Genomic DNA, 21,429 nt, shown 5'->3' with positions numbered 1-21,429 from the left:
TGCACATTATGAGGGAAGGTAGAGTCAAGGCAGCAGAGTAATGCTTGATAAACGCATATGCGCTTGCGCGCAAATGCGTGTGTCGATACACTCTCGATATCAACGCTAATGTGTTTACAGCAACGCAAGATTAATTCGGAGAAGATTGTGCTTTTAGTGCCAACAAACCCAGACTACCGTTAATACTCAAACAGTTTTGGTCGTTCTTCTTTGAAGTTGGTGTATTTTGACCACAAAGAGTTGCATTCTCTTGACTCTATTACGTCAGTTATTTGTCTTACAGTAGCCATATCGTTTTCTACCAGCAATGCAGACACTTGTGATAACATTTCGGCTTTAGCGGGTTGTTATTCAAAAATTTCATGAAGTCTCAAACATCCCCTGATAAAAACCAAGCTGTCTACCATGCAGATTACGCGAAAAATGAAACGCGGTAACCGCTCTGGTGTTTTGTATTCGCTTCGTTTAACCAAAAGAGTAAATTCTGCTCAAAAGCAACAAGGTTTTCATTGATCCGTTGCGTCGCATCGACATTCAATATACCAAACCGCGACATTTCAGCCTCATAAAATGCAAGATCTAGTAATGCTTCGTAATACAGCATTTTAGCATCTTCTAGCTTGTTTTTGACTTTTTCAAACCGTAAAATTGCGTGCTCTTGAATTGAAATCACTTCTCTTAATATGCTTGGATCACACCGAACCGTTGCTGTTTCATCAATTGAAGTAAGCGTTAAGTCGTTAAAAAACCATCGTAACCATCTTCCACTAAGAACCGGCGAAGATATATGGAGACCGCGAGGTTTTTAAATATCAGCCCATTTTGTGTTTCTGTTTCTCCCATTAGATTTTCAAATGCTGTCTCTGCATATTGAACCTTGTCTAAATTTAATTGCTCAAGACGCCTTACTTCTTCCTTATGGTCTTGAGTGAGGCGAACAATATCGTTTTCGTGCCTCTCAGTCAGTGAATTAATTTGCCGCTGCGTGTTCATTTGTAGTTCTATCAGTTCACGATCCGTTGCTTCTCTCAAGGCAACTAAGTCGCTTTCAGCTTCATCTTTAACTGCCTTCGTTCGCGAACTTTGAACATGGTTCATCCAAGAAGCGAGTAGTGTTTCAGATTTAGTCGATTTATGCAGTTGATTTAAATGGGGTTGCAATTGCATTCGAATGTCTTACATGTTGAGAACCTGCAAAGACCGCTTTACCTGCTCTAACTCTTGAGCACTCAACTCACGTAACTCTGCGTCAGAAGCCTCTGAAATTTTCTTATTTGCGTCATCAATTTGTTGCTCAATCCGAGCCAGTCGCCTGTTGACTTCTGAACTCGAAAGGGTGGCATTTTCCAGCAAAATCAAGTCACGATTAATTTCATCAATTTGTGCTTTAAGACCAGTTAATCCTCTGTAAAAATCGCCATGCTCACGATCATTTGGATGTGCGAGCGATGATGACATCACAAGAAACAAACATATCCATCTTTTCATAAATTATTTCCTTGTTACAAGTAACCACAATGCCAATTCAATATGGGTAGAACATACGTTCACAATATCGAAATCGTCACAGCAATGACTAAAAAACTTTTAGTCAGGGCGCAGAAGAGAGCTCATAAACAGACCAGTAGGATCGTATTGTTGTTTTAATAATTTCAAACGAGCTGTGTGTTGGCCGTAGTAAAGAGCAAGTGGCGACCCATTCCCCATGTCATAATTTTGGTAAGAATGACCATTAAAAAACGGTAATAGCAAATCGAAAGATTTATTCACCCAATCGATAACTTCAGTATCGTCACATTCAGCTTGAGTGATCCCTGTGATACTACAGACGAAAGAAGCGTTGCGGTGAATAAATGCCGAATCGTCAGCGTTTACATCCTGAATAGCGCCACAAAGCGGGTCTAGCATAAATCCACCTGAATTTACCGGACAAGCTCGGTAACACGATAAAAGTGTTTCAATGAATTCGTCTGATAGCTCGCCTTCAATTATGCCATTTCGCCAATACAAACTCAGATCACTATCGTAGTCATTGGATTGGCATTCAACGTATTGCGACCGCCTACTTAACAATGTGGCACCGTCTTGCCATTTGGCTACAGAATCCAAACCGTGCACCCAGTCCTCACTAAACCCCATTATCGAAATTCGTGCTTTATCGTGCATCGATCGCGAGAGATATGCATATAGAAAAACCGATCTGTTATCACTGAGCACTGTTTTGCTATATTGCCTAAGAATAGATCGTGCGTGACATAATGGCCACTCGAGTATTCGGCCATCAATATTTTGGGGGGCATCATTTAATTTAAACGTGACATCGGTCACAACGCCAAATTGACCATGGCCACACCCTTTTAATGCCCAAAACAAATCCGGATGTTGGGATTCGGTCACTTGTCTTACTTTACCGTCAGCAGTTATCAATCCAAACGCGAGCACATTGTCGCAACTCAAACCAAGCTTTCTGGACAAAAAACCGATCCCCCCTCCCAATGTTGCGCCGACAACACCAACATCGGGACAGGTACCCAAAGGAACTACTTTGTTGTGTTGCGCTAGAAAATGGTCCAATTCACTATTTTTGACGCCTGCGCCGACGTTTACTGAGCTCTTATCAACATTCAGTACAGTTGTTTTAAACATCGACATATCAATTACAATTGCATTGTTAAGGACCGACATGCCACTTACACCATGCCCTTGACCCTTAATTGTAATAGATAAGCGCAACTGCTTTGCACATCTGACAATGTGTATAATATCGGTCTTTGTTTTAGGTTGAATAATTACTAACGGAAAACGCGAAACACCTTGATTGAATACTTTCCTGTTTTCTTCATATTCTGCACTACCCGGTGACCAGAATGCGCCGTCAACAAGACTTGCCAGTTCTACCAAACTTGTTTCAGTAGCCCGCGTGATTGAATCTGTTTTTGTCTGTTTTGCAGGTGAAACTTCAACAATACTCTCAAGTAGATTCCAACTTCGACTACCAAAAGTGTTTGGCGTGATATCGCTCAGCAATTGTCGCAGATATTGTGCAACTAATCGGGGAGGTAAAAGCTTGTTTGCTGAATACATACTGCGCATTAACTCCGATGCAGGCAACGCGTGATTTGAAGCTTGCCTTATCGTTTCCTGCATTTTGGTGTCGACGTTTCCAGGAGCCACAGTTGTAAAAACAGCAATATCGTTATCGACTTCAAGTTGAAAACACTGGCACAGCATATTTAATGATGCTTTGCTCACACAATAAGCTGAGGCGCCAGCAACGGGTTGTACTGGCAAATCACTGGTTAAAAACATCACGCGGCTATGACTAAATTTTTTTAAGCATATCTGCGTTAAAAGGCGAGGTACTTCGACATTTATCCATTGGGTTGCCTCCCACTCATCAGGGGCGACGTTGCTAATATCTCCAAATGGCATGACAACACCTGCGCAATGGATCAGGTAGCTAAAGTGAGTATGCTGATTGACAACGTTTTGAAGGCTTTTAATACAATCCCTATTAGTGAAATCGATACACTCGATTCTGACCCTATCCCCATAAGACCTTTTAAGCTGTTGTAAAGTTTCTGGATTTCTACAAAGTGCTACGATCTGGATAAAAGGGTAGGAGAGTAGAAGCTCTTTTGTAAGCGCAAGTCCTATACCAGAGCTAGCGCCTGATATTAGTGCTGTCTGTTGATACAACATCTTAAAAGCCTATTTCGTAGAAGAGTGAAAGCTCACTTATATGTTTGATAGCTTCAGCATAAGTAAAGTCCTTGAATGGATAAATAAAGTTAATGATTTGATTACAGAAATGTAATCAAACCGTAATCGATTCGTTGTGATGCTTTGATCTGAATCAACTACAGTTGAAATGAAATCACTACGATTAAATACATAAACATTTTATTAAGGTGCCTACGACGAACAAGGACAACTAGATATCACAGCCAATGGGTTTGATATCAACTTTATTAGTACTCACGCCATCATCAGAGGCGAGTATATTAAAACTGAAACGGACTCATTTGTTGAGCGAGATCATGAGCAAACTATTGACTCATTTTCACGCAATGGATGGTTTTTACAAGGTACTTTCTTCGTTGGGCATGCTTTTCAATCCCTAGGTAGTACTGAATTGGTCCTTGAATATGCTGAAACCAATAAAATTGAAGAAGCGGAGCGCTGGATGGTAGGTGTCAACTATTGGTTGGACCCTCGTTCAGTTATTAAGGTGGGCTATGAAGATACAGACGTAGTTGAAGGCCCTGATGATACACGGTTTGCTGTGCAATTCAGCTATGGATTCTAGGGGATATCATGAACAAGAAATTAATTATATGTGCACTAATCACATTTATTTCGTTACCGAACTTGGCAGACGATGAAACCACACTTTCTGGCGCAGAGTTAATTAATAACAACTGTGCGCGTTGTCATAACAGTAGGCCTGTGCGTGAGTTTTCTATCAGTGAGTGGAGAGTGATCATGCCACACATGCGCGAAAAAGCGCATTTAACCGGCAGCGAAGTATAAGCCATTCTTGAATTCATGGAAATAGCTTCTAGTCCTGCTCAACCGGTAGAGGTGACTCTGGCTAAATCATTAACAGTCAATCCACGTGACGTACTCACTCGATATGGTTGTCAGGGGTGTCATCAAGTGCAAGGCGCAGGCGGAACACTCGGTCCATCGCTGGATAATGTTATTAGCGAAAAAGGCAGGGCATTCTTTTTGCGCAAAGTTAAGGAGCCTCAATTTAATAACTCGTCGTCCGCAATGCCGCAAATGCCGATTACAGATGATGAGCTTGAAGCTTTAGCTGAGTTTTTATCGTCCATATAGCCTATTGACCTGAGTCTAAGACATTAGATTAAGGTGACAAGACGTAAACTTTAAACCTAAAACGCTCAACTGAGCATAATCAAAGGAAACAATCTTATGAAAAAGCTTACTTCACTATTACTGGCCAGTGCTTTAGTCGTTGCGCCAATAGCGACTTCTTTTGCATATCAACAGACTGACAAATCTGATATGCCGATGATGGATGGTCAGATGATGCAAAAGATGCAGACGCATATGGAAGAAATGCGCGCAGTATTGGATGCCGTTAAGAGTGAATCGGATCCGGAGAAGCGCGAAGCCATGTTGCATGAGCATGCCCAAAAGATGCAAGACATGATGGGCATGATGGAAGGAAGCGACTCGATGGGGATGAAAGCGGGAAAAGGAATGAAACACAAACACACTGATATGTCCACCGAAGACAAAATGAAAATGATGGAACAGCGTATGTCGATGATGGAAGACATGATGAGCCAAATGATGGGGCACACCGCTGAAAAGTCTAAACCAATACATAAACACAAATAGAGCTAATCACCACGTTACGAGGCAGGAGGTGACCTGCTGTCTCGCTTATTTCAATAATCACAGGAATTTTACATGAATAAATTAATTAAGTTTTTTTCAATTGTAGTCTTGTCAGTTGGACTCCTCGGAGGATGCGCAAGCCAGGTTTATCACGACTACATCATGAGTGGGCAAGTTGTTACAGTCGATGATAAGCAAGCAGTGGTATGTGTATCTGATACGGATGGTTTGAAGGAACATCAAGTTTTTAATGTCTATAGAACTGTCTACGACCCTACAGCAATCTCAGAAGGTGAAAACAGCTATTCACGAGAGTTCGTTGGGAAAATTCGTCTTGGAAAAACTAAGGATAAGCACTTCGCGGAAGCTATTGTGCTGGATGGCGAAATTACGCGTTATGACATGGTCGAGTTTGACCGTGGTTTTTGATTAATATTTTAATTAGGAGTATGCCGTTGTGAATAATAGAGTTTATCACCAACCCTACCGTATAGCGGTTATTGTGACGCTGGTATTAGTGAGTGTCTTATTCACAACCGCGTGCTCAGCAGTACCACAAAGTACTGAGCCAGACAAAAAAAACAATTCATCAGAAACTAAAGAAACTCAGCCTGAGTTAAACGTTGATGACTTCGCTAAAATCCAAACCGCTTTGCGCTCGTTAGACAATTCATTAGCGACCCAGCCAAAAAGCAATGAGAGTGTAAATCCGAGTGATACCAGTGTTTCACTCAATACATCATCAATGCCACTTTCAGCAACAAACACAATGAAAATGGGAAAGAGTAAGAATAAAGGCATGATGCCAATGCGCGGGAAATCGTGCATGGGAATGATGTGCAAAATGATGATGAAAAACAGCTCAATGATGGGTACACCACCTGAACAAAATAAAACACAGATATCTGGTTCTCCATTAAATGAAAGCTTACCCGGTGTCAGTGGAGCGCTGCATTTATACCACGTTGGAGAGCAAGCTTTTTTCTTAAACCACAAAGAGACACTCGAATTGACCGATGGTCAGTACCAAACGCTTCTCACGATCCGAACTGAATGGGAGTCTACTCAACAAAGCTTTACGCTGCAGCGAAGTGCGTTAGAAGCATCGTTGTGGGAATTGACCGCTCAGGGGCTACCTCAATACGACAATATCAAAGACACCATTGCTGAAATAGAAGCCACAAACAGCGCCTTGCGGTTGCAGTTTATTACATCGGTAGGGAAAGCGGTATCAGTATTAACGCCCTCTCAGATCGCTAAGATAAATAGCCTGTGGATGGCCGAACAAACAGGTGAGTTATGAGCATGTGGTGGCCACACACATCATTTTTTCTGCGTTACGCCGTCATTTTGAACGTTATGCTGTTATTCGCAACGACGAGCAGTTACGCACAGCAACAGCCAGAGGATAGTGAGCATGCGAGCCACCATCCTGAAGCTACCAATGATCCCACTGTCAACGCTAATACGGATGTTTTGCCGACTGCTACACAAGGTAAAGGACCGCTGGGCAATGCTGACGCCATGATGGGACCCGGTATGGCAAAAGGCATGGATAAAATGATGGAGAAAATGGGTGCACCCAAACCTAAAGATCTCTATCCCACGCTAATGCGCATGCATTCAGCTACACCCGAACAAAGAGAGACTGTTCTGATTAAAGCAACCGCAAGAATGCAACAAGGAAGTGAGCAACTTGCTACAGGTTTTGATTGGCTTGCCCGCGCAGCTGCCACTGATGACTATTCCCAAATGCAAATGGCTGTTGAAACAGTTAAAGAGGGTATAGCCCATTTTGACAGTGGTCTTGCTGCGAAACGTGCCATACAAGACGGGCAAGAACCACGAAGAGTGGCATTAACCTGGTTCAAGTCACAAATGAATTTGCTTCCCAGTGCGCCGGAAAAAGGTACTTCAACCCTATTTGGTATGACACCGTTTCACAGCGCAGTGATGCTCGTTTTACTCATATTTACAATTGTTATGGTGTATGTGTATGGATTTAAGATGCGCAGAGCTGCCGCGCTGCTCGAAGAGCTTAAGTCTACTGACACCGCAAGCACATCTGCGCCAACGACAAAAGTTTCCTCTGTTGTCGAATCTAATCCGGCTGCCCAGCAGCATGCTTCGGCACCTGCGCAAAGTAGCGAGCCAGCATTGTCATCCACTGCCTCATCGCGCAAGGGCACGTTTAGTGGCGGTATGGTAGTAACCGCGATTTTTAATGAAACCCATGATGTTAAAACGTTACGTCTAGCCAGCCCAGATGGACAAACCATTCCATTTGATTTCGAACCAGGTCAATTTGTCACGTTCACACTGAACATCGATGGTTTTGAAAAGCCAGTTAAGCGCTCATACACCATTGCATCATCGCCCACTGAACAGTATTACTTTGAAGTTACGATAAAGCGAGAGGAGTTCGGTGTGGTTTCTCGTTATATGCATGACGCGGTTGAGGTAGGAAATACGCTTTCAATTAAAGCCCCCGGCGGTAAATTTTATTTCAATGGTCATGGTTCAAACAGCGTGGTGTTGATTTCTGGGGGAGTGGGGATCACACCGATGATGAGCGCTGTCCGCTACTTGACGACGACGTGCTGGGACGGTGATATTTATTTTCTGTTTTGTACGCGAACGTCCAACGACTTTATTTTTGAACAGGAATTAAAATATCTGCAAGCACGTCATCCTCGGTTAAAAGTACTGGTCAGTATGACTCAAGCAGAGGGTACATCCTGGATGGGGCCCCAAGGCCGCTTTTCATCCGCAATGATAAACGAATTTGTGCCAGATATTGCCTCAAAAACTGCGCATATTTGTGGGCCTCCTGCAATGATGGATGCTACGAAAAAAATGCTAGCCGAATTGGGTATGCCTAACACGCATATTAAAACCGAAGCGTTTGGGGCTGCTAAACCAGAGCCCGCTCCCGTTAAACCTCAATTAGCCACTAACACCAACGCAGGCAACAACAGACAAGTACGGTTTAGTCTTTCAGACGTCGAAGCCCACGCGGGTCCGGATGAGACCGTATTAGACGTCGCTGATGGACTCGATGTAGATATAGAGAATTCATGCAGAGCGGGTTCGTGCGGGAGTTGTAAGGTGAAACTGCTACGTGGTGACGTCGATATGGAGGTTGATGATGGGCTGGAGCCTGAAGATAAGTTCAGTGGGTATATTCTGGCGTGCCAAGCTATCCCTAAATCTGATGTGGAGGTTGAGGCTTAATGAATTCTCAAGAGCGCACAATTGTAAGCAGCTTGGTTGTCCTAATGATCCTGCTATGGCTCGGTTTTGTATGGCATAGAGACCCAGCATTCCCAGGCAGTTTTATTGGATTTGGCGTGGGTTTAAGCGCTTCGGTATTAATGCTTATCCCATTGGTATACATGACCATTAAGCGTAACAAATCACTTAAGAAAGTCGTGACGAAGCACATCGCTATGCCAACGCTCCTGCGTATACATATCTATGCAGGTGTGCTGGGGCCTATTCTAGCGCTGATCCATAGCGCCCATCGTTTTGATAGTGCTACCGGAGTTTCGCTTGTTATCTTTATGATGGTCGTTGTGATCAGTGGGTTTGTGGGTCGATATGTACTCGGTCTTATTTCATCGAATGTGAAAGAGAAAAAGCGCCAAGTAAATGAACTCCACGTTGCGCTTTCTAACGCAAAACAGGCGTTGAAAGACGCAGTCTGTGATGACAGATATTCGACGTTTGCCCAAACATCCGCACGACATATTCCTTACATCACGTTAAATGTGCCTACTTCAGCACAAAGTAAATTGTTCAAACAAGAAAGCCAGGTTCTTTCCATCATTGATACAATTTCCGATGTTGAGTACAGCATTCTCATTCATGACACCGCGAAGGTGTGGTTTGCTCGTTGGTTAAAATTTCACATCGTGATTTCAATGACACTTTATGTAGTCCTGTTTTTTCACATTTTCAGTGAAGTTTACTTTGGACTGCGCTGGTTATGATGAAATGGATAATAATCGTTCTTGGCTTAGTTGCTGCTGGCTTTGGCGTCAGTCATTTCATTCATATGCCTGAAGATAGCGCACAAATTCCATGGGAAAAAATGGTTGAACCCGGTTCACTCAATAAAGCACATGCCTTTCTCGCGGATGACTGTTTGAGTTGTCACACACCGGTGAAGGGCGTTGAGCGTGACAAATGTGTGGCGTGTCATGCAAATGATACGCATATCGTTGCGCGTCAACCCACTGCATTTCATACCGACATCAAAGAATGTGCAAGTTGCCATGTAGAGCACAAAGGTGAATCGGCCAACATTTCGCTCATGAGCCATATAGCGTTAGTCGACATTGGTTTCAATATGCTCCCCAACCCAAATGTCCCGTTTGACGAGGGCGCTGCCACCATGGCGTTTTTGGAGAACATACTAGCGAATAAACAAACTCCTGAGCCCTTGTTTGTGCACCCTGAGGTCAGTGATAAAGAAGCCTTATTAAATTGTACGCAATGTCACAGCAACGATGATCGCCATTTAGGTCTATTTGGAGAGGATTGCGTGCAGTGTCACAGCACAGACAAATGGTCATTGCCAAAGTTTATTCACCCGTCGAGTCAATCACGTGATTGCAATCAATGTCATGAAGCGCCGCCCAGTCACTATATGCAGCATTTTAAAATGATTTCCGCCAAAGTGGCAGGCGAGCCTAAAGCTAAAGTTGAGGAATGCTATGCCTGCCATCAATCTACGTCCTGGAACGATATTAAGCGTGCCGGGTGGTATAAACACCATTAAGGGGTACAAACTGTGATCACAAATTCCATTGCGCTCGCAACCTCGGTGCTGATCGCAATAGTATTGTGTCTGCCTCGCTTACGACAATCTTTCCAATGGCGAGCAACAGTCACACCGTTGGCTTCCATTATTGGTAGTGGCTTTTTGATCATTGCACCACTGCTGCATTCGGTAATGGGGAAATGGGCACTGCTTGGAATAGTGTTGTTGTCCATTCTGGCATATGCGCTGGGGTCGGTTATTCGCTTCAATATACGCCACGCAGAACCTGAGCTAGCTAGCAATCAACAAAGCAGTATTATGACGCTTGAAAAAGCAAGTCAATGGGCGCTTGGTGCGGCATATGCCATTTCCGTGGCGTTTTATATTAGTTTGTTTGCAGCGTTTGTTTTTGATCGTTTATCTATCTCTGATACGACGTACATCAAACTGTTTACCAGTGGGTTGCTTGTCATCATTATGGTGGTCGCTTGGCTTCGAGGTGCTAGGGGGCTAGAGACCATTGAGCTATTCGCCGTGACAATAAAGTTGGCTATTATAGTAGGTGTGCTCGCAGCGCTGGCAACCTACGACATACAAGTACAAAGTGCTTGGTTTCAACATGAAGCGATACAGGCATTGAGCCATTTTGAAACTGTTAGCATGCTCGCAGGGATGCTCATGGTAACGCAAGGGTTCGAGACAACCCGTTTTATGGGGAATAACTATACGCCAGAACAGCGCATTAAAGCGAGTCGTTATGCTCAGTGGATCGCTATTTTTCTCTATGTTGTTTTTATCGGTCTAACGTGTCCTATTTTCCTGGATTTTCCGATCACGGAATTAAACGAAACAACGATTAGCTACACCCTAGGGCAAGCAATATGGGTATTGCCGATTTTATTACTGGTTGCCGCCACGGCAAGTCAGTTAAGTGCAGCATTAGCCGATACTATCGGTGGCGGAGGCCTCTTAAAAGAGCTTTTCCATTTACCTATCTCCCCCCAATTTTACTACGTTTTAGTTATCGCCATCGCAGGTATATTAGTTTGGTCATCTAACGTATTTGAAATTATTAATCTCGCTTCAAAAGGGTTTGCACTTTATTACCTGATCCAAACAATAATCGTGATCAAACTCGTGATGCGTCAAAGCACAGGTCAACGCATTAGGTCAACAAAATTACTTGGTCTATCGGTGATCGTTCTCTGTTTATTCTTTGTGATTGGCTGGTCAATTCCAGCACCTCATAGCTAATAAGGAAAATACCGATGCTATCACTAGAAACTACACCAACAATTGACCAAATTAAAAATGCGGCTAAGCGCTACGCTATCATTGGTGTTGGAAATCTACTGCAGCGAGATGATGGCGTTGGTGTGCACGCGGTTCGTGCTCTGCAACCCCTGCTAAAGTCTTATTCAAATGTATCTTGCATTGACGCTGGGACACTGAGCTATGAACTTTTGGAGTGGGTCGCGAGTTCCGATCATACGATAGTCATCGACGCGGCCTACATGCGCTGTTCGCCTGGTACGGTGAGAGTGTTTGAGGACGAGGCAATTGCGGATCAGTTTAAGCAAGCGACGACCCATTCCGTTCACCAGATCACGTTACGCGATACATTGTTGACCAGCCAAACGTTATATTCAAAACCTTCTGCGGTGACGTTAATTGGCGTAGAGCCTGAGGCGATAGAGTGGGGAACCTCTTTGAGTCCAAAGGTAAATGCAGCGTTATCATCGATCATCGATATCGCATTTGCTTGCTTATCAAGCGACGACATTCAGGCCTATAAACCGGCAACCCAAAAGGAGGCACGATGACCGAAGAACTCATTTTTATGACATCCAATGCTGAAAAAACCGGCAACGTAATGCCGCTTTTGCATCAGATACGTCATGCGTTGTCTCAGTTAATTGAACGACAAGAACAAACCACGATTGATCTGCGACGATTGCCTTTAAGCGCTAGCGAAGAAGCGCAGTTAGAAGCTTTTCTTGGGCATGGAGAGGTTAAAGCTGATATTCAGGCGCTGGGTGATACGGTGCTAATCGAATCACGCTACGCAGGCGTTTGGCTTGAAATTCACTATAACGAAGATGTGGAGATCATGGGCAAATACGTTCATATCTGTACCTGTCCACCAATCATAAAATCTCAGCCAGAAGATATGGTGTTATCGCTCAGCAATATAGTGTCTGACATCCATTCGTTGTCTCATCAATCTTCTGATGAAACGGCTAAGGAGGATTGAAATGGCGCTACCAACATTAAACAAGCAGTTACAAGCGTCCGGTATCTCAAGACGCACATTTCTTAAGTTTTGCGCTACAACGGCGTCTTTACTGGCATTGCCGCAAAGCGCTGTTGCCGATTTGGCGACTGCCCTTGGCAATGCGAGAAGACCCTCTGTGATTTGGTTGCCCTTTCAAGAGTGCACAGGGTGTACCGAAGCAATATTGCGCTCTCACGCTCCCACATTGGAAAGCCTTATTTTCGATCATATTTCGTTGGATTATCAGCATACGATAATGGCTGCTGCGGGAGAGCAAGCTGAAGACGCTAGGCGTGCGGCGATGAACGCGCACAAAGGGCAATATTTGTTGTTGGTTGATGGTTCGGTTCCGGTGGGTAACCCAGGATACTCAACGATCAGTGGCATGAGTAATGTCGATATGCTGAGAGAATCGGCAAAAGATGCTGCGGGTATTATTGCCATTGGTACCTGCGCGTCTTTTGGCGGGATCCCTAAAGCAAACCCAAATCCGACGGGGGCAGTGGCAGTAAGCGACATTATTACAGACAAGCCAATCGTAAACATTTCAGGCTGTCCGCCACTGCCTATCGCGATTACAGCTGTGTTGGTTCATTACCTGACGTTTAAGCGTTTCCCTGATCTCGACGAATTACAACGCCCACTCGCTTTTTTTGGTGAAAGCATCCATGACAGATGTTATCGACGCCCATTTTTTGAACAACGTAAATTTGCAAAATCGTTTGATGATGAGGGGGCAAAAAATGGGTGGTGTTTGTTCGAACTTGGTTGTAAAGGGCCCGAAACCTTTAACGCATGTGCAACGGTTAAATGGAATCAAGGCACGAGTTTTCCTATCGAATCTGGCCATCCGTGTCTTGGTTGCTCTGAGCCCGATTTCTGGGATAAAAGCAGCTTTTACCAAGCCTTGGGTCCATGGGAGTGGTACAAATCCAAACCCGGCAAAGGTGCACAGAAGCATGCTGGGAAAAACTCATAAGATAATAGGCAAGGCTCATGGAAAATACAGCAAGTAACAACCGGTTAGTCGTCGATCCTATCACTCGAATTGAAGGGCATCTTCGAATAGAAGCTGAAATGGATGGGAATACCATCAAACAGGCGTTCTCATCAGGCACGTCTGTTCGGGGAATTGAACTGATTTTACAAGGCAGAGATCCGCGTGACGCTTGGGCTTTTGCGCAACGTATCTGTGGCGTCTGCACGCTGGTGCATGGTATGGCATCGGTGCGTGCTGTCGAAGATGCAATTAGAAAAGCTTGGCGGTCAAACGCAAAATTAGGGGTTGCCATTGGAAAGCCCTCCATGACATCTATGCCAAAAGGACCGATGCAACATGGTAAAAAAGGGCACCGACAGTCACGTACTTCAATAGGCGTACTGAGTGAAGCAGAAATGGCTATCCCTCAAAATGCACAACTGATAAGAAACATCATGATTGCAACCCAATATGTGCATGATCACGTGATGCATTTTTATCACTTGCATGCCCTAGATTGGGTTGACGTTGTTTCTGCACTAGATGCAGATCCAACGAGAACCGCTGCGCTCGCCGGTCAATTGAGTGATTATCCTCGTTCATCGCCGGGATATTTCAAAGATATGAAGCAAAAAGTCAAAACGCTGGTTGAGTCTGGGCAGCTAGGGATATTCAGTAACGCGTATTGGGGGCATCCTGGCTATAAACTGCCACCTGAAGTTAACTTGATGGCATTAGCACATTATTTAGATGCGCTAACGTGGCAGCGTGAAGTTGTAAAAGTTCACACCATATTTGGAGGGAAAAACCCTCATCCTAATTTTGTCGTTGGCGGCGTGCCTTCACCGATTAATCTCAATGCGTCAACGGGTATTAACACGAGTCGATTAGTGCAACTACAAGATGCTATCACGCAAATGAAGAGCTTTGTCGATCAGGTGTATTACCCCGATATTGTGGCGATTGCGGGTTATTACAAAGAGTGGGGGACACGAGGGGAAGGGCTGGGTAACTTTCTTACCTATGGAGACTTACCTATGACATCAATGGATGACCCTGATTCTTTCTTGTTTCCACGAGGTGCAATACTTGGTCGAGACTTGAGTAAAGTGCATGACCTTGATCTAGATGATCCCTCTGAAATTCAAGAATTCGTCTCTTCCTCCTGGTATCGATATAGTGGAGGGAACGCAAGTGGTTTACACCCTTTTAATGGACAAACAACACTCGAGTATACTGGTCCGAAACCGCCTTACAAGCACCTAAATGTAGGGGCTGAATATTCATGGTTGAAAAGTCCGCGTTGGAAAGGCCATGCGATGGAGGTGGGACCGCTGGCTCGCGTGCTAATGATGTATGCTAAAAAAGATGCCGCTGCGCAAGACATCGTTAATCGATCTCTTTCTATCTTGGATTTAGAGACCTCTGCACTTTTCTCCACACTCGGTAGGACGCTCGCCAGAGCAGTGGAAACAAAAATTGTGGTTAACCAGCTACAATCTTGGTATGACCAACTATTGGATAATATCGCAAAGGGCGATACCGATACGTTTAACCCTCTGTATTTTGACCCTACCAATTGGCCAATTAAAGGCCAGGGGGTAGGCGTGATGGAAGCGCCTCGTGGCGCGTTGGGGCATTGGTTGGTCATGCAAAATGGCAAAATTGAGAATTACCAATGTGTCGTGCCTACGACATGGAACGCTGGACCTCGAGATCCCAACTCACAGGCAGGTGCTTATGAAGCCGCTCTGCAAGATAAACATACGCTACATGATCCTGACCAACCTTTAGAGATTTTGCGAACACTTCATAGTTTTGACCCCTGCTTAGCATGTGCCGTGCACGTAATGGACGAAACAGGGGAAGAGCGTTTGCGTCTAAAAGTTCGTTAACCTTACTTGAGGAATATTATGAAAATCAAAAATAGTATTAGAAAGTCAGTTACTTCTTTAATTGCCTTTTTTTATCTGGTGGTAGGTTCACCCGTTAGTTATGCGCACCCGGGTCATCAAGGCGATCATTCACTACTTTTGGGATCGCTGGTGTCAACAATCGTGCTTGTCACCGTTGCGCTGTTTATTTATCGAGCTAGAGCAAGTAGGCCCTATCAACGGGTAAAACAGTAATGTGTCTCGCTATCCCCATGAAAGTCATTGCAATTAAAGGCTTTAACGCAACGTGTGAAGCGAAAGGTGTCTCTCGCGAGGTGAGTTTACATTTAGTGCAAGGGCTAGAGGTCAAAGTTGGCGACTATGTGATGGTACATGTTGGTTATGCTCTCCAAGTGATCACCTATGATGAAGCGCAGGTGACATGGGAGATGCTCGATCAGGTCATTGCTTACGATGCATGAAATTAGTCTTTGCTATAGCTTGCTTGACACAGTCGCTGTTCACCAGCGAGCAAACATGAATAAGTCTGTCAGTCTGGTTCACGTCAAAGTCGGCCCACTGTCAGGTGTTGAGCCTGACTTGCTGCACCATGCGTTCTTGGCGTGTAGAACTCACACCATTGGCGATCAGGCAACGCTTAGAATTGACACAAGCGCTATCAAGATACGCTGTAAATTGTGTGGCGAATTCAGCCGAGTTTCGGTGAATAGTATCCTATGTGCAAGTTGCGGTGCTTGGCAAACCGACCTCATTGAGGGCGATGAATTTATATTGCAACGAATAGAGTTTATCGCACCTGACAATTTTACAGAATCAAAGGAGAGAAAACATGTGCGGTAACTGTGGTTGCGAAACGCAAGTAAAATCAGAGAAAACTGACAAGCCATCAGCAAATATCGTTGAGGTTCACGCAAATTTAAAAAGCAACAATGACAGCCAAGCGATAGCAAACCGTGCTTTATTTGACGCACATAATGTACTAGTGATTAATTTGATGTCATCCCCAGGCAGTGGAAAAACCCGGCTACTCGAAGAAACGATACGTGCGCTTAAGTCGCAATACGCGATGGCGGTGATTGAAGGCGACCTCGAAACTGAAAATGACGCAAATAGAATTAGACGTCATGGTGTGCAGGCGGAGCAAATCGCCACGGGCCAAGGGTGTCACTTGGACGCCAGTATGGTGCAAAAGGTACTTGGAAGATTTAGCTTACAAAAACTAGACGTTTTGTTTATAGAGAATGTTGGCAATTTGATTTGTCCAGCGTGTTTTGATTTAGGACAGCACTTAAACATTATTTTGCTGTCCGTACCAGAAGGTGATGATAAGCCTGAAAAGTACCCAGTGATGTTTCGTGCCGCGGACGTCATGCTTATTTCTAAGACCGATTACTTGCAATTTCACGATGAATTCAATGTACCTCGCGCGATTGAATCATTTCGTAAAGTGGGCAACGATGCGCCCGTTCTCGAAGTGTCTTCATTGAAAAGTCAACATCTAGAGCGTTGGTTTTCTTATTTTACGCACGCCATTACAGCTCATCAGTCTCAGTCGTTACAAAATAGCGGAGTCTAAAGTCTTATGTACAGTGTTGAATCGTTGCTAAGAGACATTAAGAATACCTCGCTTTCAAAACCGTTTCGTATTCTTAATGTTTGCGGTGGCCATGAGCGTGCGATTACGCGCGCTGGATTTAGAACGTTGTTTCAGCACAATATTCATCTGATACCTGGGCCAGGGTGCCCCGTTTGTATTTGCCCCGAAGAGGATATTGCATACGCGATACACTTAGCCATTAACGAAAATGTCGTTATCGTTAGTTTTGGTGACATGCTCCGCGTCCCAGTCGAACACGAAATGGGTGGCTGTAGCTCATTGATAGACGCAAAAAATCAAGGGGCCGATATCCGTCCGATATCTTCTCCTCAAGAAGCGGTATCTATAGCATTGGAAGAACCTCGTAAGGTTATTGTGTTTTTTGCTGTTGGTTTTGAAACGACTATGGCACCGATTGCAGCAACACTGCTTAATGATTTACCCAATAACTTTAAAGTTTTATTGTCTGGACGACTTACTTGGCCAGCAGTTGCCCATGTGCTTGAGAGTCAACCGAATACTTTTGATGCACTGATTGCGCCAGGCCACGTTGCGACAATTATGGGTAGTGAAGAATGGCAGTTTGCAATCGACCATCATAATTTGCCTGTTAGTGTTGCTGGTTTTCATCCAGAAAGTTTGCTGTTGTCGCTCCAAACGCTGCTCGGTAATTGTTCAAATAAAGTCGTCACACTGAGTAACCGCTATCCCGAAGTGGTAAAGCAAAACGGCAATGCAGCAGCTAAAGCAATAATCAATAAAGCGTTCACTATCGTTGACGCACATTGGCGAGGAATTGGTGTTATTCCTGGTTCTGGATTTTCCTTTGCTTCGAGACTATCGCACCTAGACGCCACAAACGATTATGCGCCAGTCGATTTCCCTTCGCAATGTGCGCAAAACGTTCCTGAAACCACATCGCCCTGTGAAAAAGTGATCCTCGGAAAAATGGCACCTGATGCGTGCCCGTTTTTTGGTCAGGAATGCAAACCAGCATCCCCTAAAGGCGCATGTATGGTGTCTGATGAGGGGGCTTGCCGAATTTGGTATAGCTCTGGTGAGCGCTCGATAACAAATGTTATCAAAAAGGGGAATACGCTAAAGGTGGAGATGAAGTGATGACAACTGCCCGCACATATGTTGCCAATACGAATAAGAGTAAAACTATCGCCTATGAGTTGAACATTACTGGAGTCATCCAGGGGGTTGGGTTCAGACCGTTAGTTTACTGCTTAGCGTATGAAAAAAGTATTGTTGGTTGGGTACAAAACGACTGTGGATGTGTGCGAATACACGCTGAAGGCACTGAGCTAGACGTTGAACAATTTGTATTCGACTTACTGAACAATGGGTCGCTAGTTTCCATATCCTTGCTGGAAAAAAAGCAGGTTAAACTGAGTAATGTAGACTCGTTCACGATAAAAGAAAGCGGTCATGATATAGCGTGCGGGGCGATATCAATCCCCAAAGATGTCTATTTGTGTGGAGCGTGTAAAGCTGAGTTACTGTCAAATACTAACCGACGTGGCACCTATAGCTTTATCGCTTGCAGTAAATGTGGTCCACGATTTTCTATGCTGCGAGCAATGCCATACGACAGAAAGAACATGAGTATGTCAGCATTTCCAATGTGTGAGTTATGTCGTAAAGAATATCAATCGCCAACTGATAGGCGCTTTCATGCTCAACCAATAAGCTGTCGCGTATGCGGGCCTGAAGTATTTTGTTCAACTGTCGGCGGGCGCGTGGTCTCGCAAGGCGATGTTGATGTTGTAGCAACGGTTGTCGCATATTTGAATCAAGGCAAAATTGTCGCGTTAAAAAGTATAGGCGGTTATCACTTGCTCTGTGACGCACAAAGCACTGAAGCGGTAGACCTTTTACGCCAGCGTAAAAATAGACCAGATAAACCTTTCGCGGTCATGCTCCCAGAGCCTCGTGCAGACGAAACAAGTGAGGATTGGTTAGATAAATGCGTTGCTGTAGACAGTCATCAAAGAGCGCTCTTACTAAGCCCCGTGCGACCCATTTTACTTGCAAAAAAGCAATCGAATGTACCCATTGCAGATAACGTAGCGCCCATGCTTCGTGATTTGGGGGTGATGTTGCCGTGCAGCGGACTGCATTTACTCATTATGCAGCAATTCAATCGCCCCATGGTGGCTACGTCAGGAAATATTTACGGTGAACCGATGGTCACATCGACGTCATCGGCACAGCAACACCTTACGATGTTGGCAGACATCTTCGTGCACCATAATCGAGACATTTTTCACAAACTGGATGATTCTGTGCTGCGAACGCTTAAGTCAGGCACCATTCCAATTCGCCTGGGGCGGGGTATAAGTCCGATAGAATTATCATTGCCATATACTGTGCAGGAACCAATGCTTGCTGTTGGCGCGAATCAGAAAAATACAGTCGCAATAGCTTTGAACAATCGACTTATCGTAACACCGCATATTGGCGACCTCGATTCTCCGATAATGCAAGCGCACTTTGAAAAATGTATCAGTGACTTTCAAGCTCTCTATCATGTTCATCCACAGCGTATTCTTTGCGATAGCCATCCTGGCTATATCAGTTCCCGTTGGGCCAAAGGCAGTGAACTACCGACTACTAAAGTTTTACATCACCACGCTCATGCATCAGCGTGGGCATTAGCTGCTGAAATATCGACACCAAGCTTGGTTTTCGTGTGGGATGGGACGGGATTAGGCGAGAATGGCGAGATGTGGGGAGGGGAAGTTTTTTGTGGGACGCCGGGCAATTGGAAACGTGTTGCCTCATTAGCGCCTATGAAGTTGCAAGGCGGCAACAAGGTTCCAAATCAACCATGGCGAAGTGCAGCATCACTAGTGTGGGGTACTAATTTCACCGGCATTGATTTTAAACCATTTGATCCACAACAATTAAGCTACAACGCATGGCAAAACGAACTCAATTGTCATGTTAGTAGTTCAATGGGAAGACTGTTCGACGCGGCGGCATTTGCCTGCTGTGAACAGAGCGAAGTCTCTTATGAAGGGCAGGCGCCGATGATGTTGGAAAGCGTTGCGTCGACGCCCTCTAAGGTTATGCCGTTAACGTTGGTCCAGAAAAACGACGAATTTATTCAAATGGATTGGCGAACACTGGTACCGGAACTATTTGATTTCAAAGTGTCTCCTCAAACTCGTGCTGCAAATTTCCACGCTTCGTTAATTGAAACGGTATGGGAGGTAACCCTACATTGCCGTAAAAAGTTTAATTTTGACCACATTGGATTGGCAGGAGGCGTCTTCCAAAATCGCATTTTGTGTGACGGTATATCACAACGGTTTTTACAATCAGACATTCCTGTGGTTATTCCAAGTAGTTTGCCATTAAACGATGCCGCAATAAGTGTTGGGCAAATCCACGAATACTGTTCACGGAGGTCATAATGAAAAGCGCAGAGGGCAATAATCATTCATCATCAGAGCCGTTGGGCACGGAATCTATTCAATTAGCTCAGGGGAACGGCGGAACACTGACAAAAAGACTCATTGATCATGTTTTTAAAAATAAAGCGAACAAAGATCTAGATCTGCTTCATGATGCCGCCACAGTAACTTTTGATGGTCCTTATCTGAGTATAACAACGGATAGCTTCGTTGTATCCCCCCCAACATTTCCAGGCGGCAATGTAGGCGCGTTGAGTGTTTACGGTACCGTCAATGATTTAGCAGTCGTTGGGGCAACACCACGGTACATCAGTACTGCATTTATTATTGAAGAAGGCTTTTCCCTTTCAACATTGAAACAAATCGTTAATGGAATGCATCAAGCTGCCGAAGAAACGAAGGTCGCCATTGTAACAGGTGATACGAAAGTTGTCCCGAAAGGCAGTGGTGGCGGCGTTTTTATCAATACAACGGGTGTTGGAGACAGCCGAGATGCGCCGATTTGGGATACCAGTCTTATAAAGGCAGGCGATCATGTACTGGTTAGTGGTTCTGTAGGTGATCACGGTGCGTGTGTCCTGCTTGCTCGCGAGGACTATGGTTTGCAAGGTCAGCTAAAGTCTGATTGTGGAAGCGTTGTTCCTCTTATTGATCCAATCAAGCATTTGGAAGGTGTTCGTTTTGTGCGTGACCCAACTCGTGGAGGGTTGTCAGTATTACTCCATGACGTTGCTAATGAAACAGGCTTCGATATCGAGTTAATTGAAAATAATATTCCGGTGCGACCTGAAGTGGCAAGCGTGTGTGAAATATTAGGCTTTGATCCGTTTGTTTTAGCGTGTGAGGGACGCATTGTTGCTGTTGTTGCCCCTGACATAAGCGGTAAGGTGCTAGAACACTGGCGGAGCATTCGAAACGGGGAGCAGGCCGAACACATTGGTGTAATAGTAAAAAACACCGAATCAAAAGGGCGCGTGACCATTGTTACGCCAATGGGAGGAAGACGTTTCATGAATGAACTCGAAGATGAGCCGCTTCCAAGGATCTGCTGAAAGAATAGGTGTTGACCTGTGAGCAACACATAGGTTTACCCTAGTAACGTGAGAGTAGAACATAGGATTAA

At 44.6% G+C, this 21,429-nt stretch carries 25 protein-coding genes; 21 read left to right on the top strand and 4 right to left on the bottom strand.

Annotated features, from left to right (window positions below):
* Positions 1–412: 412 nt before the first annotated feature.
* The 4 genes from QVA83_RS02955 to QVA83_RS02940 all read right to left on the bottom strand — a co-directional run bounded on the left by QVA83_RS02955 (position 413) and on the right by QVA83_RS02940 (position 3,702).
* Positions 413–673, bottom strand: coding sequence for a hypothetical protein (locus QVA83_RS02955; RefSeq protein ID WP_231513151.1), 261 nt, complete (start codon positions 671–673; stop codon positions 413–415).
* A gap of 59 nt (positions 674–732) precedes the next feature.
* Complete coding sequence (locus QVA83_RS02950) at positions 733–1,167, bottom strand: hypothetical protein (protein WP_231513152.1); 435 nt, start codon at positions 1,165–1,167, stop codon at positions 733–735.
* 9 nt (positions 1,168–1,176) lie between these two features.
* Positions 1,177–1,488 carry a hypothetical protein gene (locus QVA83_RS02945; RefSeq protein ID WP_012516843.1) on the bottom strand — a complete coding sequence of 104 codons (312 nt, stop codon included), beginning with the start codon at positions 1,486–1,488 and terminating at the stop codon, positions 1,177–1,179.
* Between the two features lie 99 nt (positions 1,489–1,587).
* The gene (locus QVA83_RS02940) at positions 1,588–3,702 is read right to left on the bottom strand and encodes an SDR family NAD(P)-dependent oxidoreductase (protein WP_043959776.1); all 2,115 of its coding nucleotides are present in this window, start codon (positions 3,700–3,702) and stop codon (positions 1,588–1,590) included.
* A gap of 433 nt (positions 3,703–4,135) precedes the next feature.
* Between QVA83_RS02940 and QVA83_RS02935 the strand changes: the two genes are divergently transcribed.
* The 21 genes from QVA83_RS02935 to hypE all read left to right on the top strand — a co-directional run bounded on the left by QVA83_RS02935 (position 4,136) and on the right by hypE (position 21,358).
* Positions 4,136–4,309, top strand: a complete 174-nt coding sequence (locus QVA83_RS02935) for a hypothetical protein (protein WP_012516845.1) — start codon at positions 4,136–4,138, stop codon at positions 4,307–4,309.
* 8 nt (positions 4,310–4,317) lie between these two features.
* On the top strand, positions 4,318–4,533 hold the full coding sequence (locus tag QVA83_RS02930; protein WP_012516846.1) for a hypothetical protein: 216 nt from the start codon (positions 4,318–4,320) through the stop codon (positions 4,531–4,533).
* A 15-nt stretch (positions 4,534–4,548) separates the two neighbouring features.
* The gene (locus QVA83_RS02925; protein WP_226434253.1) at positions 4,549–4,842 is read left to right on the top strand and encodes a c-type cytochrome; all 294 of its coding nucleotides are present in this window, start codon (positions 4,549–4,551) and stop codon (positions 4,840–4,842) included.
* Between the two features lie 96 nt (positions 4,843–4,938).
* A complete protein-coding gene (locus tag QVA83_RS02920; protein WP_012516848.1) occupies positions 4,939–5,370 on the top strand; it encodes a hypothetical protein in 432 nt (143 codons plus the stop codon).
* Positions 5,371–5,442: 72 nt separating this feature from the next.
* Complete coding sequence (locus QVA83_RS02915) at positions 5,443–5,799, top strand: hypothetical protein (RefSeq protein WP_012516849.1); 357 nt, start codon at positions 5,443–5,445, stop codon at positions 5,797–5,799.
* A 28-nt stretch (positions 5,800–5,827) separates the two neighbouring features.
* Positions 5,828–6,673 (top strand): hypothetical protein, encoded by an 846-nt coding sequence (locus QVA83_RS02910; protein ID WP_020742694.1) that lies wholly within the window; start codon positions 5,828–5,830, stop codon positions 6,671–6,673.
* Positions 6,670–8,604, top strand: a complete 1,935-nt coding sequence (locus QVA83_RS02905; protein ID WP_156079165.1) for a 2Fe-2S iron-sulfur cluster-binding protein — start codon at positions 6,670–6,672, stop codon at positions 8,602–8,604. Before QVA83_RS02910 ends, QVA83_RS02905 begins: the two co-directional genes overlap by 4 nt.
* Positions 8,604–9,362 carry a hypothetical protein gene (locus tag QVA83_RS02900; protein ID WP_156079166.1) on the top strand — a complete coding sequence of 253 codons (759 nt, stop codon included), beginning with the start codon at positions 8,604–8,606 and terminating at the stop codon, positions 9,360–9,362. Before QVA83_RS02905 ends, QVA83_RS02900 begins: the two co-directional genes overlap by 1 nt.
* Entirely contained in the window at positions 9,359–10,153 is a 795-nt protein-coding gene (locus QVA83_RS02895; RefSeq protein WP_014997000.1) for a cytochrome c3 family protein, read from the top strand. The genes QVA83_RS02900 and QVA83_RS02895 overlap by 4 nt, the downstream gene beginning before the upstream one ends.
* 12 nt (positions 10,154–10,165) lie before the next feature.
* Complete coding sequence (locus QVA83_RS02890) at positions 10,166–11,389, top strand: Aq_097 family APC-type transporter (protein WP_156079167.1); 1,224 nt, start codon at positions 10,166–10,168, stop codon at positions 11,387–11,389.
* 14 nt (positions 11,390–11,403) lie between these two features.
* Entirely contained in the window at positions 11,404–11,958 is a 555-nt protein-coding gene (locus tag QVA83_RS02885) for a HyaD/HybD family hydrogenase maturation endopeptidase (protein WP_020742695.1), read from the top strand.
* Positions 11,955–12,389: a hydrogenase expression/formation C-terminal domain-containing protein gene (locus QVA83_RS02880; RefSeq protein WP_006991848.1), complete on the top strand. Its 435-nt coding sequence runs from the start codon at positions 11,955–11,957 to the stop codon at positions 12,387–12,389. Before QVA83_RS02885 ends, QVA83_RS02880 begins: the two co-directional genes overlap by 4 nt.
* Before the next feature lies 1 nt (position 12,390).
* Positions 12,391–13,389, top strand: a complete 999-nt coding sequence (locus QVA83_RS02875) for a hydrogenase small subunit (protein WP_012516857.1) — start codon at positions 12,391–12,393, stop codon at positions 13,387–13,389.
* A 17-nt stretch (positions 13,390–13,406) separates the two neighbouring features.
* Complete coding sequence (locus QVA83_RS02870; RefSeq protein ID WP_044055662.1) at positions 13,407–15,284, top strand: nickel-dependent hydrogenase large subunit; 1,878 nt, start codon at positions 13,407–13,409, stop codon at positions 15,282–15,284.
* A gap of 18 nt (positions 15,285–15,302) precedes the next feature.
* Positions 15,303–15,518 (top strand): hypothetical protein, encoded by a 216-nt coding sequence (locus QVA83_RS02865; RefSeq protein ID WP_012516859.1) that lies wholly within the window; start codon positions 15,303–15,305, stop codon positions 15,516–15,518.
* On the top strand, positions 15,518–15,745 hold the full coding sequence (locus tag QVA83_RS02860) for a HypC/HybG/HupF family hydrogenase formation chaperone (RefSeq protein ID WP_012516860.1): 228 nt from the start codon (positions 15,518–15,520) through the stop codon (positions 15,743–15,745). The genes QVA83_RS02865 and QVA83_RS02860 overlap by 1 nt, the downstream gene beginning before the upstream one ends.
* Positions 15,738–16,124, top strand: coding sequence for a hydrogenase maturation nickel metallochaperone HypA/HybF (locus QVA83_RS02855; protein ID WP_012516861.1), 387 nt, complete (start codon positions 15,738–15,740; stop codon positions 16,122–16,124). Before QVA83_RS02860 ends, QVA83_RS02855 begins: the two co-directional genes overlap by 8 nt.
* Positions 16,114–16,860, top strand: a complete 747-nt coding sequence (gene hypB, locus QVA83_RS02850) for a hydrogenase nickel incorporation protein HypB (protein WP_020742696.1) — start codon at positions 16,114–16,116, stop codon at positions 16,858–16,860. The genes QVA83_RS02855 and hypB overlap by 11 nt, the downstream gene beginning before the upstream one ends.
* 6 nt (positions 16,861–16,866) lie before the next feature.
* Complete coding sequence (hypD, locus tag QVA83_RS02845; protein ID WP_156079168.1) at positions 16,867–18,000, top strand: hydrogenase formation protein HypD; 1,134 nt, start codon at positions 16,867–16,869, stop codon at positions 17,998–18,000.
* Complete coding sequence (gene hypF, locus QVA83_RS02840; RefSeq protein ID WP_015066019.1) at positions 18,000–20,306, top strand: carbamoyltransferase HypF; 2,307 nt, start codon at positions 18,000–18,002, stop codon at positions 20,304–20,306. The genes hypD and hypF overlap by 1 nt, the downstream gene beginning before the upstream one ends.
* Positions 20,306–21,358 (top strand): hydrogenase expression/formation protein HypE, encoded by a 1,053-nt coding sequence (hypE, locus tag QVA83_RS02835; protein WP_012516865.1) that lies wholly within the window; start codon positions 20,306–20,308, stop codon positions 21,356–21,358. Before hypF ends, hypE begins: the two co-directional genes overlap by 1 nt.
* Positions 21,359–21,429 lie beyond the last annotated feature (71 nt).

The organism is Alteromonas sp. AO-Serp (assembly GCF_017849675.1).
Classification (GTDB): Bacteria; Pseudomonadota; Gammaproteobacteria; order Enterobacterales; family Alteromonadaceae; genus Alteromonas; species Alteromonas macleodii.
The sequence above is the reverse complement of the archived record's forward strand: the minus strand, read 5'-3'. Positions and strand labels throughout refer to the sequence as shown.

Bases quoted from the DNA above. Each gene is read 5' to 3' on its own strand.
- QVA83_RS02950 (WP_231513152.1), bottom strand. From the start codon at position 1,167: ATGCAATTGCAACCCCATTTAAATCAACTGCATAAATCGACTAAATCT.
- QVA83_RS02945 (WP_012516843.1), bottom strand. From the start codon at position 1,488: ATGAAAAGATGGATATGTTTGTTTCTTGTGATGTCATCATCGCTCGCA.
- QVA83_RS02940 (WP_043959776.1), bottom strand. From the start codon at position 3,702: ATGTTGTATCAACAGACAGCACTAATATCAGGCGCTAGCTCTGGTATA.
- QVA83_RS02930 (WP_012516846.1), top strand. From the start codon at position 4,318: ATGAACAAGAAATTAATTATATGTGCACTAATCACATTTATTTCGTTA.
- QVA83_RS02925 (WP_226434253.1), top strand. From the start codon at position 4,549: ATGGAAATAGCTTCTAGTCCTGCTCAACCGGTAGAGGTGACTCTGGCT.
- QVA83_RS02920 (WP_012516848.1), top strand. From the start codon at position 4,939: ATGAAAAAGCTTACTTCACTATTACTGGCCAGTGCTTTAGTCGTTGCG.
- QVA83_RS02915 (WP_012516849.1), top strand. From the start codon at position 5,443: ATGAATAAATTAATTAAGTTTTTTTCAATTGTAGTCTTGTCAGTTGGA.
- QVA83_RS02905 (WP_156079165.1), top strand. From the start codon at position 6,670: ATGAGCATGTGGTGGCCACACACATCATTTTTTCTGCGTTACGCCGTC.
- QVA83_RS02900 (WP_156079166.1), top strand. From the start codon at position 8,604: ATGAATTCTCAAGAGCGCACAATTGTAAGCAGCTTGGTTGTCCTAATG.
- QVA83_RS02895 (WP_014997000.1), top strand. From the start codon at position 9,359: ATGATGAAATGGATAATAATCGTTCTTGGCTTAGTTGCTGCTGGCTTT.
- QVA83_RS02885 (WP_020742695.1), top strand. From the start codon at position 11,404: ATGCTATCACTAGAAACTACACCAACAATTGACCAAATTAAAAATGCG.
- QVA83_RS02880 (WP_006991848.1), top strand. From the start codon at position 11,955: ATGACCGAAGAACTCATTTTTATGACATCCAATGCTGAAAAAACCGGC.
- QVA83_RS02875 (WP_012516857.1), top strand. From the start codon at position 12,391: ATGGCGCTACCAACATTAAACAAGCAGTTACAAGCGTCCGGTATCTCA.
- QVA83_RS02870 (WP_044055662.1), top strand. From the start codon at position 13,407: ATGGAAAATACAGCAAGTAACAACCGGTTAGTCGTCGATCCTATCACT.
- QVA83_RS02865 (WP_012516859.1), top strand. From the start codon at position 15,303: ATGAAAATCAAAAATAGTATTAGAAAGTCAGTTACTTCTTTAATTGCC.
- QVA83_RS02860 (WP_012516860.1), top strand. From the start codon at position 15,518: ATGTGTCTCGCTATCCCCATGAAAGTCATTGCAATTAAAGGCTTTAAC.
- QVA83_RS02855 (WP_012516861.1), top strand. From the start codon at position 15,738: ATGCATGAAATTAGTCTTTGCTATAGCTTGCTTGACACAGTCGCTGTT.
- hypB (WP_020742696.1), top strand. From the start codon at position 16,114: ATGTGCGGTAACTGTGGTTGCGAAACGCAAGTAAAATCAGAGAAAACT.
- hypD (WP_156079168.1), top strand. From the start codon at position 16,867: ATGTACAGTGTTGAATCGTTGCTAAGAGACATTAAGAATACCTCGCTT.
- hypF (WP_015066019.1), top strand. From the start codon at position 18,000: ATGACAACTGCCCGCACATATGTTGCCAATACGAATAAGAGTAAAACT.
- hypE (WP_012516865.1), top strand. From the start codon at position 20,306: ATGAAAAGCGCAGAGGGCAATAATCATTCATCATCAGAGCCGTTGGGC.